14 protein-coding genes are annotated in these 13,922 nt (G+C 68.7%); 5 read left to right on the top strand and 9 right to left on the bottom strand.

Annotated features, from left to right (window positions below):
• Positions 1-85 precede the first annotated feature (85 nt).
• Positions 86-910 carry a thioredoxin family protein gene (locus HNP48_RS08675; protein WP_184856470.1) on the top strand — a complete coding sequence of 275 codons (825 nt, stop codon included), beginning with the start codon at positions 86-88 and terminating at the stop codon, positions 908-910.
• 419 nt (positions 911-1,329) lie between these two features.
• On the opposite strand, the gene HNP48_RS08670 is transcribed toward HNP48_RS08675, so the two are convergent.
• On the bottom strand, positions 1,330-2,688 hold the full coding sequence (locus tag HNP48_RS08670; protein WP_184856469.1) for an MFS transporter: 1,359 nt from the start codon (positions 2,686-2,688) through the stop codon (positions 1,330-1,332).
• A 72-nt stretch (positions 2,689-2,760) separates the two neighbouring features.
• Positions 2,761-3,684, bottom strand: coding sequence for a LysR family transcriptional regulator (locus tag HNP48_RS08665; protein ID WP_184856468.1), 924 nt, complete (start codon positions 3,682-3,684; stop codon positions 2,761-2,763).
• Positions 3,685-3,791: 107 nt separating this feature from the next.
• On the opposite strand from HNP48_RS08665, the gene HNP48_RS08660 reads away from it, so the two are divergent.
• On the top strand, positions 3,792-5,024 hold the full coding sequence (locus HNP48_RS08660; protein WP_184856467.1) for an MFS transporter: 1,233 nt from the start codon (positions 3,792-3,794) through the stop codon (positions 5,022-5,024).
• A 1-nt stretch (position 5,025) separates the two neighbouring features.
• Here the strand turns inward: HNP48_RS08660 and HNP48_RS08655 are convergent, their stop codons facing one another.
• Both HNP48_RS08655 and HNP48_RS08650 read right to left on the bottom strand, forming a co-directional pair.
• A complete protein-coding gene (locus tag HNP48_RS08655) occupies positions 5,026-5,883 on the bottom strand; it encodes a pirin family protein (protein ID WP_184856466.1) in 858 nt (285 codons plus the stop codon).
• The gene (locus tag HNP48_RS08650) at positions 5,880-6,467 is read right to left on the bottom strand and encodes an NADPH-dependent FMN reductase (RefSeq protein ID WP_184856465.1); all 588 of its coding nucleotides are present in this window, start codon (positions 6,465-6,467) and stop codon (positions 5,880-5,882) included. The genes HNP48_RS08655 and HNP48_RS08650 overlap by 4 nt, the downstream gene beginning before the upstream one ends.
• 127 nt (positions 6,468-6,594) lie before the next feature.
• Here HNP48_RS08650 and HNP48_RS08645 point away from each other — a divergent pair, with 127 nt between their 5' ends.
• The gene (locus tag HNP48_RS08645; RefSeq protein WP_184856464.1) at positions 6,595-7,539 is read left to right on the top strand and encodes a LysR family transcriptional regulator; all 945 of its coding nucleotides are present in this window, start codon (positions 6,595-6,597) and stop codon (positions 7,537-7,539) included.
• An 18-nt stretch (positions 7,540-7,557) separates the two neighbouring features.
• On the opposite strand, the gene HNP48_RS08640 is transcribed toward HNP48_RS08645, so the two are convergent.
• The 4 genes from HNP48_RS08640 to HNP48_RS08625 form a co-directional block, all read right to left on the bottom strand.
• Positions 7,558-8,100 carry a M48 family metallopeptidase gene (locus HNP48_RS08640; protein ID WP_184856463.1) on the bottom strand — a complete coding sequence of 181 codons (543 nt, stop codon included), beginning with the start codon at positions 8,098-8,100 and terminating at the stop codon, positions 7,558-7,560.
• A gap of 121 nt (positions 8,101-8,221) precedes the next feature.
• The gene (locus tag HNP48_RS08635) at positions 8,222-8,980 is read right to left on the bottom strand and encodes an anti-sigma factor domain-containing protein (protein WP_184856462.1); all 759 of its coding nucleotides are present in this window, start codon (positions 8,978-8,980) and stop codon (positions 8,222-8,224) included.
• The gene (locus HNP48_RS08630; RefSeq protein WP_184856461.1) at positions 8,977-9,564 is read right to left on the bottom strand and encodes a sigma-70 family RNA polymerase sigma factor; all 588 of its coding nucleotides are present in this window, start codon (positions 9,562-9,564) and stop codon (positions 8,977-8,979) included. Before HNP48_RS08630 ends, HNP48_RS08635 begins: the two co-directional genes overlap by 4 nt.
• Positions 9,565-9,659: 95 nt before the next feature.
• Positions 9,660-10,052, bottom strand: coding sequence for a RidA family protein (locus tag HNP48_RS08625; RefSeq protein WP_184856460.1), 393 nt, complete (start codon positions 10,050-10,052; stop codon positions 9,660-9,662).
• Between the two features lie 114 nt (positions 10,053-10,166).
• On the opposite strand from HNP48_RS08625, the gene HNP48_RS08620 reads away from it, so the two are divergent.
• Positions 10,167-11,090, top strand: a complete 924-nt coding sequence (locus tag HNP48_RS08620) for a LysR family transcriptional regulator (RefSeq protein ID WP_184856459.1) — start codon at positions 10,167-10,169, stop codon at positions 11,088-11,090.
• A 15-nt stretch (positions 11,091-11,105) separates the two neighbouring features.
• Here HNP48_RS08620 and HNP48_RS08615 read toward each other — a convergent pair whose 3' ends face one another.
• Positions 11,106-12,239, bottom strand: a complete 1,134-nt coding sequence (locus HNP48_RS08615; protein ID WP_184856458.1) for a hypothetical protein — start codon at positions 12,237-12,239, stop codon at positions 11,106-11,108.
• 134 nt (positions 12,240-12,373) lie between these two features.
• Here HNP48_RS08615 and HNP48_RS08610 point away from each other — a divergent pair, with 134 nt between their 5' ends.
• Positions 12,374-13,915, top strand: coding sequence for a hypothetical protein (locus HNP48_RS08610; RefSeq protein ID WP_184856457.1), 1,542 nt, complete (start codon positions 12,374-12,376; stop codon positions 13,913-13,915).
• Positions 13,916-13,922: the final 7 nt, after the last annotated feature.

Below are 13,922 nucleotides of genomic sequence, written 5' to 3'. Positions count from 1 at the left end.
CCCTGCACGGCAACCGCCCCACGGATGGCGGTTGAGGCTGCCGCATGGGCGCCCGTGTTCGACCACACCACCCAAGGAGCACCGCATGACCGCCACCCAAGCCACACCAATGCACCACCCCATCGTCCCGCGCAGCGACTGGCTCGCCGCACGCCAGTACCTGCTGGCGCGCGAAAAAGAACTCTCGCGCCAGCAGGACCAGTTGGCCGCCGAGCGCCGCGCTCTGCCCTGGGTGCGCGTGGACAAGCCCTACCAGTTCGACACCCCAGCCGGCCCGCGCACCCTGGGAGAGCTGTTCGACGGCCGGCGCCAGCTGCTGGTGCAGCACTTCATGTTCGGCCCCGGGTGGGAGCAGGGCTGCCCGAGCTGCTCCTACATGGCCGACCACCTCGATGGCATGAACATCCACCTGGCGAACCGCGACATCACCCTGGTGGTGGTGTCGCGCGCGCCGCTCGCGCAGATCGAGCGCTTTCGCCAGCGCATGGGATGGTGCTTCCACTGGGTGTCATCGCACGGCAGCGACTTCAATCACGACTTTGGCGTGAGCTTCACTACCGAGCAGGTGGCGCGCGGCGAGGTGCCCTACAACTACACGGTGCAGCGCTTTCCGGCCGAAGAGGCGCCGGGCATCAGCGTGTTCTACAAGGAGCCGGGCGGGGGCGCCGAGGTCTTCCACACCTACTCCACCTACGGCCGCGGGGTGGAGGTGATGATGGGCACCTACCCCTTGATTGATTTGACCCCCGTGGGCCGCAACGAGCCCAACCGCGCATACACCATGGACTGGGTGCGCCACCACGACCGCTACGAAGGCGCCGCGCCCTTCCAGCCCGCGCCATCGCCGCTGGCGGTACCCGCACAGGCCTCGGGCGCCACGGCGGGCGGCTGCTGCCACGCCAAGGCCTGACGGGGCACGGCCGTGGACGCACTGTGGCCCTGGCTTGCCATGGCAGGCATGGGGGCAGCGCACGGGCTGGTACCGGCCACGCGCAGCGGCCCCGTCTGGAAGATGCTTTTGCCCATGCTGGCAGGGCATGGGGCGGCGCTGGCATGGGTGGTGGCGGGTGCCCTGGTCTGGGCGCCGGGCCTGGCCGGCATGCTGGTGGCCCTGGTGCTGTGGCGGCGCCATGCCGCTGTGCACGCCAGTATGGCGCTGGGCTGCTTTCTGGTGTCGCTGCTGCACGGGGCAGGGCTCGCGCTCGTGCCTGCTCTGGCGCCGTTGTGCCTGGGGCAGAGCGCCTGGTCGGCCAGCCCGGTGCTGCTCGATGCATTGGCTGCCCTGGCCGCGCATCTGGCGGCCATGCTGGGCGTGGCCGCCGTGGGCTATTACACGGCGCTCGCGGCCGTTGCCAGGTGCGAGCGTTCCCCCGGCCGCCAGGCCGACAGTCCCGCACTGAGCATGGCCACGAGCAGCGCTGGCACGGCCACCGCACCGATGGACAGCAGCAGGTTGCCACCGGCCAGGCGGTCCGACACGGCGCCCGAGAGCACCGGCCCGAGCGAGCAGAAGGCCGCGATCACAAAGCTGTAGATGGCAAAGCAGCGCGCGCGCAGGTCGGCCGGCAGCAGGTCCTGCAGCATGGTGGGGATGAGCGCATTGGCAATGCAGGTCAGCAGCAGGAACAGCGCCACGATGGCCAGCGCCTGGTGGGTGTCGGCCGCCAGGCCCAGCAGGGCTGCGCAGGGCAGGCTCAGCGCAGCGCCCGCCGCCATCACCGCGGGCCGGGCGCGTGCCTGCAGGCGGCGGCGCAGCAGCCGGTCGATGGTGCCGGCCGCGGGCAGGCTGCACAGGTTGGTGACCAGCAGGATGATGCCCAGTGCATGGCCCACGGCGGTCAGGTCTGCGCCAAAGCGGCGCACCAGGGCCAGCGCAATCATGGGCGTGAGCGCCTGCACGGCAATCGCCAGTCCGCCTGCCGCGCCGATGAAGAGCGCGATCTCGCGGCCATGGGTGCGTGCAAAGGCCGCGATGGATCCCTGGGGGCTGCCCGGCGCGTCGGCCTGCTGCGCCCCGCGTGGCGGGTCCCAGGTCAGCAGGCCCAGCAGCAGCAGCGGCATGCCCGCGCCGCCCAGCAGCACCATGGCCAGGCGCCAGGGTGCGATGCCGGTCACGGTGCCTGCATCCACCAGCCCTTGCGCCCAGCCCAGCAGGGCGCCGCCGCCGTAGAAGCCCGCGCTTGCGCCCGTGGCCATGAGCGCCGCGAACGCCAGGTTGGCACCCACGCGAAAGCGCTCGCCCACCAGGTCGGGTATCAGCGAATAGACCACCGGGATCATCGCGAACTCCGTCACACCCAGCACTGCGCGGGCCGAGAAGAACAGCGCGAAGTTCGGCGCCAGCGCGCTCACCCCCGTGAGCACGGTCCACGCCGCGATCAGTGCCAGCAGCATGTGCTTGCGTGAATAGCGGTCTGCCAGCCGCGCCAGCGGCACGGCCAGAGCGCTGGCGATCAGGATGCCGGCAATGCCGTGCAGTGCGCCGATCACCGCGTCCCCCACGCCAAAGGCCTGCTGGATCGCGGGCGACAGCACGGCCTGCAGGCCGCGGTCGCTCATCTGCGTGCCAGCGGCCACGCCCAGAAACAGCACGCTCAGGATGCCGGCCCAGGGAATGGGGCCCCCGGTGCCCGCGGGTGCGGCTGCATCGGTGCGCGGGTGGTCCAGGGTGGTTGGGGGGTGGCTCAATGCATGCCTTGTTTGCAACTGGCCCAGGCCAGCATCAAGGCATATTACTGCAAATCATTCGCATTTAATAAATCAATGGCCGCGTTCTGCGGCCCACAGCGCCTCGGGCGCGCGCATCGCCTCGGCCAGGTAGCCCACCATCGATGCGATGCGCCCCGACACCGCCGACTGTTTGTAGTACACCGCGTTCACCGGCTTGGTCCGGGGGATGGCCAGTTGCGGCAACACCTCCACCAGCCGGCCGTCGGCGATATCGCGCGCGGTCATGAAGTCCGACAGGCAGGCAATGCCCATGCCCTTGATCGCCAGCTCGCGGATGGTCTCGCCATTGCACGACAGCAGCGTGGGCTCGATGCGCAGCAGGTTGCCGTCGCTGCCCGGCAGCGGCCAGAGGTTCAGCACATCGGGCTGGGTGAAGCCGATCAGCTCGTGGTTGCGCTGCAGGGCCTCCGTGTCCTCGGGCACGCCCTGGCGGCTGAGGTAGCCGGGGCTGGCGACCAGGCGCACCCGGCTGTGGCCCAGCAGCCGGCTGTGCAGGGTCGAATCCTTGAGCTCGCCGATGCGGATGGCCAGGTCCACCCGGCGCTCCAGCAGGTCGATGAAGCCCTCGTTGCTGTGCAGCACCAGCTCCACCTCGGGGTGCTGGGCGCGGTAGGCCGGCATCAGCGGCACCAGCACATGCAGCATGAAGGGCGAGGCCGCGTCCACATGCAGCGGGCCCGACAGGCGGCCCCGGCGCTCCATGAGCCGGTCTTCGGCAATGCGCACCGACTCCATGATGCGCCGCGCATCCTTGGCAAAGCCGCAGCCCTCGTCCGTGAGGTGCAGGCGGCGCGTGGTGCGCTGCAGCAGGGTGGTCTGCAGCTTGTCCTCCAGCCGCGCCAGCAGCCGGCTGGTGGTGGAGACCGGCTGGCCCAGGTGCTCGGCGGCCGAGGTCAGCGAGCCCGTGTCCACCACCGCGAGGAACACCTCCACTTCTTCCAGCGTTGCTTTCATATTCTCAGTATTGCGAAAAGTATTTTCTTGATTATCTACTTTACTGGGAAAGAGTGCTTTCGCACAATCGCTGCATCCGGGTAAACCCGCAAACTGAGCTGATCCCCATGCACGCATCACCTTCCACCGCATCTACCGAGTCCGCCGGGCCGACCACAGGCGCATCGTCCTCCTGGCCCCTGGCCGCGCTCGCCATCGGCGCCTTCGGCATCGGCACCACCGAGTTCGGCCCCATGGGCATGCTGCCCGATATCGCCAAAGGCGTGGACGTGTCCATCCCTTCGGCCGGCATGCTGGTGTCGGCCTATGCCATCGGCGTGACCCTGGGGGCGCCGCTCATGACGCTGCTGCTGGCCCGCTGGCCGCGGCGCCGGGCGCTGGTGCTGCTCATGGCCATCTTCACGCTCGGTAACCTGCTGTCGGCCCTGGCGCCCGGCTATGCCAGCCTGATGGTGGCGCGCATCGTCACCAGCCTTACGCACGGCGCCTTCTTCGGCATCGGCGCGGTGGTGGCGGCCAGCCTGGTGCCGCGCGACAAGCAGGCCAGCGCGGTGGCCACCATGTTCCTGGGGCTCACGCTGGCCAACATCGGCGGCGTGCCGGCGGCCACCTGGCTGTCCGACAGCGTGGGCTGGCGCGTGTCCTTCGCGGTCATCGCCACGCTCGGCGTGTTGACCATGGCCGCCGTCCGGCTGGCGCTGCCGCAGGGCCAGGCCCAGCAGGCGCCCATCGACGTGCGCGCCGAGCTGCGCGTGCTGCGCCGGCCGGTGGTCGTCTACGGGCTGCTGACCACGGTGCTCAGCTCGGCCGCGATGTTTGCGCTCTACACCTATGTCAACCCCATGCTCAAGGCCTTTGCGGGCGCCACGCCGGGCGAGATCACGGGCCTGCTGGCCCTGGTGGGCGTGGGCTTCACGGTGGGCAACACCGTGGGCGGCAAGCTGGCCGACCGCTCGGTGGACAAGACCCTGGTGGGTTTTCTGGTGGTGGTGGCCGCCAGCATGCTGGTCTTTCCGTGGCTGGCCAGCAGCAAGCTGGGCGCGGCCATCGCCCTGGTGGTGTGGGGCACGGCCGCCTTCGGCCTGGTGCCCCCGGTGCAGATGAAGGTGATGCGCGCAGCCGCCGAGGCGCCGGCCCTGGCCTCGTCGATCAACATCGGCGCGTTCAACCTGGGCAACGCCATCGGGGCCGCTGCGGGTGCTGTCGTGCTGGGCAGCGGCGGGGGCTACCACGCCGTCATGCTGGCCGGCGCGGGCCTGGCAGCCCTGGCGCTGGCCCTGGTGCTCTGGTCCGCGCGCAGCCCGATGGCTGCGCCTGAACCAACCGCTGAATGTGCCTGAGTTAACCCAGCCGCCGCGCGTCGCGCAACTGCATGCCGATGCGCCGGATCTCGGCCTCGCCCTGGTCCAGTGCCGCGCGGCTGGTGTGCACCGAGTAGCGGCCCATCACCAGTTCGTGCGGGTGTTTCACGGCCGAGCCCAGCACGAAGTGCGCATCGCCGCGGGCCGTGAAGTCGATGGCAGCCTCCGACTCCTCGAACAGCGCGAGCTCACCCGTGCCGACCGGGCCGCCTGCATCCAGCGCACCGGTGGCCACCGCCACCCAGGCCACCGTGTGGCCAGCAGGCGGCTCGTAGCGCCAGTGTTCACCATCGCGCAACTGCACGGCCAGGTAGGCCATGGGGGAGGGCGCTTCGATGGGGCTCTGCACACCACCATGGCTGCCCAGCAGCACACGGGCCGGGCCGCTTTGCGCAATCTCGTGCGGCGCCAGGTACTGGCTCAGCGCGGGCGCGTTCTCCAGCGCGGGGGGCAGCGCCACCCACAGCTGAAAGCCCAGCGAAGGCGCATCGCCCACGGGCGCACCGGTGTGCCACACGCCATTGCCCGCGCGCATCCACTCCACGCTGCCGGCACTCAGCGCGCCGCTCTTGCCGGTGGTGTCTTCGTAAGAGATGGCACCGTCGATCAGATAGGTCAGCGTGGCAATGCCCGAATGCGGGTGCATGCCAAAGCCGCGAAAGGCTGCCGGCGAATCCGATGCGAACAGATCGAGAAAGACAAAGGGCTTGATCCATTCGCCCACATCGCCAGGGCTCACCAGCCGGGTGATGGGCCCGTGCATGCTGCCGCGCGTGCGGTAGGCGATGGCGCGGCTTGCCGTGGCCACCACGGGTGCTTCTTGCAGATCGACGCTCATACAGCCTCCCTGGCGGTCTTCAGGGCCCGGGCCCACCAGGCCATGTCGTCCAGCAGGCCCTTGGCCGACTGCGCCAGGTGCGGGTAGTCGGCAAAGGCCTTGCCCTCGCGCCACAGGCCCAGAAACTCCACCATGCCGATGTGCACGGCATTGCGCACCGGGGCCATCTGCACCTCGGTGGCCACCAGGCGCAACTGCTCCACGGCGCGCGCAGCGCCCACGCCGCCATAGCCCACAAAGCCGATGGGCTTGCGCGCGAATTCCTGGTACGCATAGTCGAACGCATTCTTGAGCACGGCCGTGGGGCCGTGGTTGTACTCGGCGGTGATCACCACCAGGCCGTCGAGCGTGGCCAGCTTCTGTGCCCAGCGCTGCGCGGCCTCGTTCTTCACCGGCGCCCAGGCGGGCGACAGCGGCTCGTCGAAGAAGGGCATGGGGTAGTCGCGCAGGTCCAGCAGCTCCGCGGTCAGGTCGCTGCGCTCGCTGGCAATGCCGTGGATCCACTGCGCCGGCTTGTCGGCAAAGCGGCCCTCGCGCGTGGAGCCGATCACGATGCCGATGTGGGGCAATTTCGAAATTGTCATAGGTGCTTTCCTTCCTGGTGGTTCGTGAAGGGGCAACGCGCCCCGATGCCATGGAGGTTAGGGCGCACCCCATTGATTGACTAGATGGTACAATGGGATTGAACTCATCCATTTTTGGTGTGAATACATGGCTTCCGACACCGCCGCCACGGCCGCGCTCGACCTCAACGACATCGCCCTGTTCGTGCAGGTGGTGCGCAGCGGCAGCTTTGCCGAGGCGGCGCGCCGCCTGGGCCAGCCGCCCAACACCGTGAGCCGGCGCGTGCAGCAGCTCGAAGCCCAGCTGGGCACCCGGCTGCTGCAGCGCTCCACGCGCAAGCTCACCCTCACCAGTGCGGGCCAGGCCTTCCACGAGCGCTGCGCGGGCGCGGTCGATGGCCTGCTGGAGGCCGGGCAGGAGCTGCGCCTGGGCAGCGACGAGCCCACCGGCTCCGTGCGCGTGGCGGTGCCGGCGGATTTCTTCGATTTCTTTCCCATGGAATGGATCGCCGGCTTTCTGGCCGCGCACCCGCGTGTGCGGCTCGATTTCGTGCTCAGCGACGCGCGCTCGGACCTGATCGCCGAGCGCATCGACGTGGCCTTTCGCGGCGGCGAGGTGGGCGATTCGGGCTATGTGGGCCGCCAGCTGTTCGGCGCCCGGGGCGACGGCCTGGTGGCCAGCCCGGCCTACCTGGCCGCGCGCGGTGTGCCCGCCACGCTGGCCGACCTGGCCGCGCACGATGCCATCATGGCCAGCCACGCGGGCAGCACCGGCACCTGGCGCCTGGCCGGGCACGATGGCAGCCTGCACGAGGTGGCCGCCACCGGCCGCTTTGGCGCCAACACCGCCCAGGCCCTGCGTCGCGCCGCCGTGGCGGGTCTGGGCATTGCGCTGCTGCCGGCCGGCATGGCGCGGCTCGACCTGCAGGCCGGCCTGCTGGTGCAGGTGCTGCCCCAGTACCAGCGCAAGGGCCAGGGCCTCACCGTGCTGTACCCCAGCCGCAGGCACCTGCCGCGGGCCGTGTCGGCCTTCATCGCGCTGGTGGTGGACAAGCTCGGCGAGCTGGAGGGCACGCCCGAGGGGCGGTGCTGAGGGGCAGGGGCGGCTGCCTTACCAGTTCGACGGCACGTACTTGTTGCCCGCAGCCTTGTAGCGCTCGATCGCTGCCTGCAGCTGCGCCTGCTGCTGGCAGCCGCTGGTGCCGCACTCGCTGCTCAGCGTGGCCAGGCGCGCCTGGGCCTTGTCGAGATCGCCCTTCATCAGGTACAGCTCGCCCGAGTATTCGAGCGCATTGCGGTGGCGCGGGTCGATGCGCAGGGCCTCGTCGTAGTGCCGCTCGGCGGCGGCCAGGTCTGGCGCCTTGCTGTTGCGCAGCGTGTAGCCCATGAGGTTGTGCCAGTCGGCGCTGCCGGTGTCGTTGATGCGCCGGAGCTCGTCGAGCGCCGCCGGCCATTGCAGCGACCGCGTCAGGTAGCGCGCCTGGGCCAGCTTGTCCGCAGCCGGGGCGGGTGCTGGAGCCGCGGCAGGCGTTGCGGAGCGGGCCGGGAACACCGGCGGGTGGTCGGCAGCGTGCGCCGTCTGGGCCAGCAGCAGCGCCAGCATGGTGGCGGACAGGGTGGGCAAGAGCCGTGTGCTCGGGGTGGTGATGGTCATGGCGTTCTTCCTTCATTCATTCAGAGGGCGGTGAAACAAAAAGGGCACCGAAGCTACTTACGGCCGGCCAGGCCAGACGGATCCCCGGATGCCGGTCTTTTTTTGTTGCGCGCCGCCGGCCTCACCAGACCTTGACGCAATGCCCGATGAGCGCAAACGGCCCCGAGGGCGCCCCTCCGGCCTGCGCCGGCGCGGGTTCGAAACTCACGGCCAGCTGCGACACCGTGAAGAACAGCTTTTCTGACGTGTCGGGCAGGGCGATGCGGGCCGAGCCGCTGGCCGGCACCACGCCCACGGCCACGGGGGCGCCGCCATCCTTGGGCAGGGCCCAGAGCTGGGCCACCTGCCCGGCGGGCACGGCCAGCGGCTGCAGCAGCTTCACCGTGAGCTGGCGCCCCTGGCGGCGCGAGCTGGCCACCAGCGTGGGCTTGCCGCCGGCATCGAGCAGCAGGCCTACGTAGCTGGCGGGCAGTGCATCGGCGCGGGGCTCCAGGCCCAGCAGGCCGGGCGCCCCGCGCACCAGTAGCGCGCACAGCAGCAGGCCGGCCAGCGCGCCGCTGAGCGTGCGCCCCGACAGCAGACCCTTCAGGGCCTGCAGCAGCCGCTGCCAGGCAGATGTTGTCGCTGCCGCCGCATGCGTGGGCGGGGGCGCGCCGAACAGGCGCTGCTCGATCCGGTACCAGGTCGCCGCGGGCGGCTGCCGGGGCACGGTGGACAGGTCCAGCACCGCCAGGCGCCGGCGCCAGGCATCGACGGCCTGCACCGCTGCGGGCGACGACTGCAGCACGCGCTCGAAGCGGCGCCGCGCGGGGCCGGCCAGCGTGCCCAGCGCGTACTCTCGGGCCAGCCGGTCCAGGCGTTCAGGCAACAGGTAGTTCATGGCTGCGTCACCCCCACCGCCTCCAGGCAGGCCCTGAGCTGCTCCAGCCCGCGCCGCACCCAGCCCTTGGCCGTGCCCAATGGAGCATTGAGCACCTGGGCAATCTCGGTGTGCACCATGCCGCGGTAGTAGGCCAGCGCCAGCGCCTGGCGCTGCGCGGCCGGCAGCGTGCCCATGCAGCCAGCGATCTTCGCCTTCACCAGGCTGTCGTCCAGCAGCTGCTGGGGCTCGTGCGCGGCATCGGCGGCCAGGCCGTCCCGGGCGTTCTGTGCCTCGTCGCCCAGGTCGCTGGTCAGCGCCAGCTCGGCCTTGCGTGCGCGCAGGGCGTCGATGGCCTTGTTGCGCACGATGTTGATCATCCAGGTCATCGGCGCGCCCGCGCCGGGCCGGTAGGCCGCCGCGTTGTGCCAGATGTTCACGTAGGCCTCTTGCAGCACATCGTCTGCCCAGTTCTCATTCCTCAATATACGCAAGGCCACGGAAAACAGACTTCCGCACGTGGCCTGGTACAGGGATTGGAAGGCCGCGCGGTCCTGCAAGGCGACGCGCGCCATCAGCTCGGGCAAGGGGGTGTCTGAGGCCATGGGTTGGGCGGAGGTTGCCCGGATGTTACTGCCCCTGCGGGTCGCCGTGCCGCGATCCGCAGCCTGCCTCCGCCCGCCCGGGCCTCAGGGCCCGTTCAACCAGGAATCCGCGCAATCACCTTGATCTCGAAATCGAAGCCCGCCAGCCAGTTCACGCCCACCGCCGTCCAGTTGGGGTAGGGCGCGGCCGGGAAGATGTCGTTCTTCACGGCCATCATGGTCTCGAACTGGTTTTGCGGATCGGTGTGGAAGGTGGTCACGTCCACGATGTCGTCCAGCGTGCAGCCGCCGGCCTTGAGGGTGGCCTGCAGGTTGGCGAAGGCCAGGCGCACCTGGGCCTCGAAGTCGGGCTCGGGCGAGCCGTCGCCGCGGCTGCCGACCTGGCCGGAGACGAACAGCAGGTCGCCCGACTGGATGGCCGCCGAGTAGCGGTGGTTGGCATACAGGTCATGGCGGTCGGCGGGAAAAACGGGTTTGCGTTGGCTCATTGGGGGCTCCATGGGTTGGTTGATGGAGCGACTGTAGGTCGGTCTATTGTTTGGATAAAGCCACTATCTCCTGCATCACTGTTTGTAGAATGCGGACAATCAGGAGGGCTGCCGATGGACAGGTTTGACGGCATGCGGGCCTTTGTGCGGGTGGTCGAGTCGGGCAGCTTCACCCGGGCGGCCGACAACCTGGGGTGGAGCCGCACCACCGTGACCCAGCTGGTGCAGCAGCTGGAGGCCCGCCTGCAGCTCAAGCTCTTGCACCGCACGACGCGCCGCGTCAACGTGACCAACGATGGCGCGGTGTACTACGAGCGCGTGGTGCGCCTGCTGGCCGAGCTCGACGACATCGAAGGCAACCTCCCCGGCGCCCCCACGGTGCCGCGCGGTCTGCTGCGCGTGGACGTGCCCAGCCCACTGGCCAACATCATCCTGGTGCCGGCGCTGCCGGGCTTCTATGCGCGCTACCCCGACATCCAGCTCGACATGGGCGCCAGCGACCGCAAGGTCGACCTGATCGGCGACAACGTGGACTGCGTGGTGCGCGGCGGCAGCATGAAGGACGAGGGCCTGGTCGCGCGCCATGTGGGCGACCTGCCGCTGGGCGTGTATGCCGCGCCGGCCTACCTGGCCCAGGCGGGCACGCCCCTGCACCCCGAAGAACTGCGCGACCCGCGCCAGCGCATCGTGCGCTACCGCTGGGACAAGGACCTGCCCTACACCCTGCGCCGGGGCCGCGAGACGGTGAAGATCAGCGCCCGCTACGCGCTCGCCATCGACGACGGCAATGCCTACCTCACTGCGGGCCTCGCCGGCCTGGGCGTGCTGTGGCTGCCCCACTACATGGCCGAGAAGCACCTTGAAACCGGTGCCCTTGTACCCCTGTTCACGGGCTGGCAGATCGAACCCATTGCCATGCATGTGGCCTACCCGCCCAACCGCTATGTGAGCAAGCAACTGCGCGTGTTCATCGACTGGGTGGTGGAGCTGATGGCGGTGCACGCGCCGCGCCAGCAGGCGCCTGGGCCGCTGGCGTGACAGGCGCCCGCACGCCTAGGCAGCAGCCAGTTGGCCAATGCGGGCCAGCGTCTGGTGGATGTTGGGGGCCCGCCACTCCACCTCTTCACCGCCCACACCGGGCGTGATGACCTCCCAGGTGTCCTTGACGCTGGTCAGCAGATGCAGGTAGATCAGCGCCTCCTTCACGTCTGCGGAATCCAGCATCTCGTGCATCAGTCCGTTGAAGCTGAGCCGGAGCGCGTTGAACTCGCGGCTTTCCTTCTTCAGGCCGCTGATCTGCCGGTACCACGGCGCCGTGCGCAGGTGATCGAAGAAGGCCAGTACCTCGGCCGGGAACACGCCCTCCTGCCCGTCGAGCGGCAGCCCACGCCCCGGTGCGAACGTCTCGCGGTGGGCCAGCAGGGCCTGCAGTTCATCCGCCTCCATGGGCAGGGGCCAGGCGGCCAGCTTCTTGCGCGGTCCCTTGAGCCAGCTCAGCTTGACCTCTTGCTCGTACTTGGCAAGGTGCGGCGGGGTTTCGCGCACTTCCTTTTCATACATCTGGATGTCCTGGAACACCAGGTGGCGTTCCCCCATCAGGGCGGTGCGTGCCTCTTCGCAGCCGCGCATGATCCAGTAGGCCTGGTCCCAGTCCTTGGCACCGAAACTCTTGGTGCTCGACGCAATGAACCAGATCTTCTGCGCCAGGTTCAGGGCCACCACCGCCCAGTAGCGGTGGTCGGTCAGCTTCTCCTTGGATGGCGATTCGTCATGGATGTACTCGTTCCACGGGCCTTGCGGCACAGCGCCGATGGCAGCGGCCGCCGCAGTCTTTGCCGGCGCGCCCAGCCACCCGTATCCATGGGCCTGGCCGCCTTCGAAGACGCACAGCGCGTAGTCCTTGCTGCTCTCCTCGGACTCGAAGCGCACCAGGCTTCCATCGCGCACAAACGGTGCCAGCGCCTGCATGTGCTGGCGCACCCGGTCCGTCATCTTGTCGACGTCGATTTCGTCGATCTCCAGCATGTTTCTCTGGCTCTTGCCATGCCAGCCGATCGCTGCCAGCGCAGCATCGAAGGGCATGTCCTCGGTGATCCAGCCCTTGTCCAGCAAGAGCTTGGAAATCTCCTTGCCATGCTTCTTGGCGATCTTGATGTTGATGTCTGTCTGGTGAAACGCGATACCCATTCCCGATTCCTTGCTGAGATGTCGTGTGCGCTCATCCTAAGCGCCTGCGGGGGCCTGGCAGTGGACACTTTGTCCAGCGGGGGGCGATGCGCAGGCCCTAGACTTTCATCCATTGCCAGGAGAACTTTCTTACCGTGCCCAAGACGACCGACGCCCCACCCAGCCCCGAAGAACTTGCCGAACTGGAGGCCCTGTTCAAGGGCATGGATGCCCACTTCAGCGAAAGCGGCGAGCGCCGCCGCTTCATGCAGTCGGCCAGCGGCCTGAACGAAAGCGACCAGGTGCTTTTGCAGTCCGTGCTGGCCGGCAAGCTCGCACACGACGCTGCCCTGGCGGGCGCCGCAGCAGCGCACAGCCCGCTGCGCATGGTCAACGCGCTGCTGGAGCTCGAAACCAAGATCAGGAGGAGCAAGGACAAGGTCCTGCTGGACTTCATCTTTGCCCTGCTGCAATCCGGGCGCGTGGCCGAAGGTTTGAACCGGACCTGGTTCTTCGCCTGGGAACTGTCGCTGGTGCTGAACAAGAACCTCACGCCCGAGCAGGTGCGCTTCATCTGGCACAGCCGCAAGGACCGCTACGCCAAGGAATTGGTGCCCACTTCTGCGCGCGTGCTGATCAAGCACCCCCAGTGCCCGCTCGACGTGCTCGAAGTCCTGCTGCCCGTGGACGACCCCATGCTGCGCAAGAGCATCGCCATGCACCCCAACGCCTCGGCAGAGATCGCGCGCTTCTTCTTGAACAGCCAGCGCAAGCCCGAGCGCCTGAACCTGGCCTTGTCGCGCCATGCCACCAGCGAGGCGCTGCTCAGCCTGCTGCGCGACAAGCACGACGAAGTGAGCCGCGCCGCAAGAAAGAACCTGGCCCAGCGCTTCCCGGCGCTGCAGGTCACCGATGGTGCCATCCAGGCCGCCATCGAAAAGAACATCGCCAAGCCCTACGTCAAACCTGCTGTCCCCAAGCCCGTGTTCAACCCGTGGGAGGCAGCCAGGGCCGGCCATGCAGCAGTGCTTGCGCTGGACAGCACCCAGCGCAAGCGCGTGGTGACTGCCACCGACGACCCGGAGCTTTCGCGCCTGCTGGCTGCGGACCGCAGCACGGCAGTGCGCCGGGAGGTGGCCAAAAGAGGCTCGGTGGATCTGGATGTGCTCAAGGTGCTGGCCCAGGACCCTGACGCCGAAACCTCGGACCTCGCGCTGAACAGGATTCTCAGACGCACGCCCGATATCCCCATCGAAGATGTGCTGGGTGCCGAAGCCCTGGACGCCGCGTACCGCGAGATTGCCCAGCTCGTGGCGCGCAACAGCCAGGGCGAGGACTACGAGGAAAGTCTCAGCCCACCGCAACAGCGGGACTTCGCCCGCCTGCGGCTGGTGGTGGAGCACACCAACAACCCGCTGATCCAGTTGATGATTGTCAAGGGCCTGGAGGTGATTCCCCCGGTTGGTTCGGCGCGCTGGTACCTGCTCGGTTCCCTCTCGCGCAGCTGGAATCTGAGCGAGGCCGCCAGCCGCAAGATCCTGGTCGACCTGAAATTCGGCGGGTTCATACCCATACAGCACTGCCACAGCCCCGCCGTGCTGCGGGAGTTGCTCGTTCCGGGAGCCGTGGCGTCCCACAACCTCTCGACGGTGCAAGAGCGGCTGGCTGAACTGGTGGCCAGGGGGCTGGACGCATGACCCGCAG

The organism is Acidovorax soli, assembly GCF_014207955.1.
GTDB lineage: Bacteria > Pseudomonadota > Gammaproteobacteria > Burkholderiales > Burkholderiaceae_C > Acidovorax > Acidovorax soli_A.
The sequence above is the reverse complement of the archived record's forward strand: the minus strand, read 5'-3'. Positions and strand labels throughout refer to the sequence as shown.

Excerpts from the sequence above, each read along its gene's own strand:
- HNP48_RS08675 (WP_184856470.1), top strand. The coding sequence starts at position 86 with ATGACCGCCACCCAAGCCACACCAATGCACCACCCCATCGTCCCGCGC.
- HNP48_RS08665 (WP_184856468.1), bottom strand. The coding sequence starts at position 3,684 with ATGAAAGCAACGCTGGAAGAAGTGGAGGTGTTCCTCGCGGTGGTGGAC.
- HNP48_RS08660 (WP_184856467.1), top strand. The coding sequence starts at position 3,792 with ATGCACGCATCACCTTCCACCGCATCTACCGAGTCCGCCGGGCCGACC.
- HNP48_RS08655 (WP_184856466.1), bottom strand. The coding sequence starts at position 5,883 with ATGAGCGTCGATCTGCAAGAAGCACCCGTGGTGGCCACGGCAAGCCGC.
- HNP48_RS08650 (WP_184856465.1), bottom strand. The coding sequence starts at position 6,467 with ATGACAATTTCGAAATTGCCCCACATCGGCATCGTGATCGGCTCCACG.
- HNP48_RS08645 (WP_184856464.1), top strand. The coding sequence starts at position 6,595 with ATGGCTTCCGACACCGCCGCCACGGCCGCGCTCGACCTCAACGACATC.
- HNP48_RS08640 (WP_184856463.1), bottom strand. The coding sequence starts at position 8,100 with ATGACCATCACCACCCCGAGCACACGGCTCTTGCCCACCCTGTCCGCC.
- HNP48_RS08635 (WP_184856462.1), bottom strand. The coding sequence starts at position 8,980 with ATGAACTACCTGTTGCCTGAACGCCTGGACCGGCTGGCCCGAGAGTAC.
- HNP48_RS08630 (WP_184856461.1), bottom strand. The coding sequence starts at position 9,564 with ATGGCCTCAGACACCCCCTTGCCCGAGCTGATGGCGCGCGTCGCCTTG.
- HNP48_RS08625 (WP_184856460.1), bottom strand. The coding sequence starts at position 10,052 with ATGAGCCAACGCAAACCCGTTTTTCCCGCCGACCGCCATGACCTGTAT.
- HNP48_RS08620 (WP_184856459.1), top strand. The coding sequence starts at position 10,167 with ATGGACAGGTTTGACGGCATGCGGGCCTTTGTGCGGGTGGTCGAGTCG.
- HNP48_RS08615 (WP_184856458.1), bottom strand. The coding sequence starts at position 12,239 with ATGGGTATCGCGTTTCACCAGACAGACATCAACATCAAGATCGCCAAG.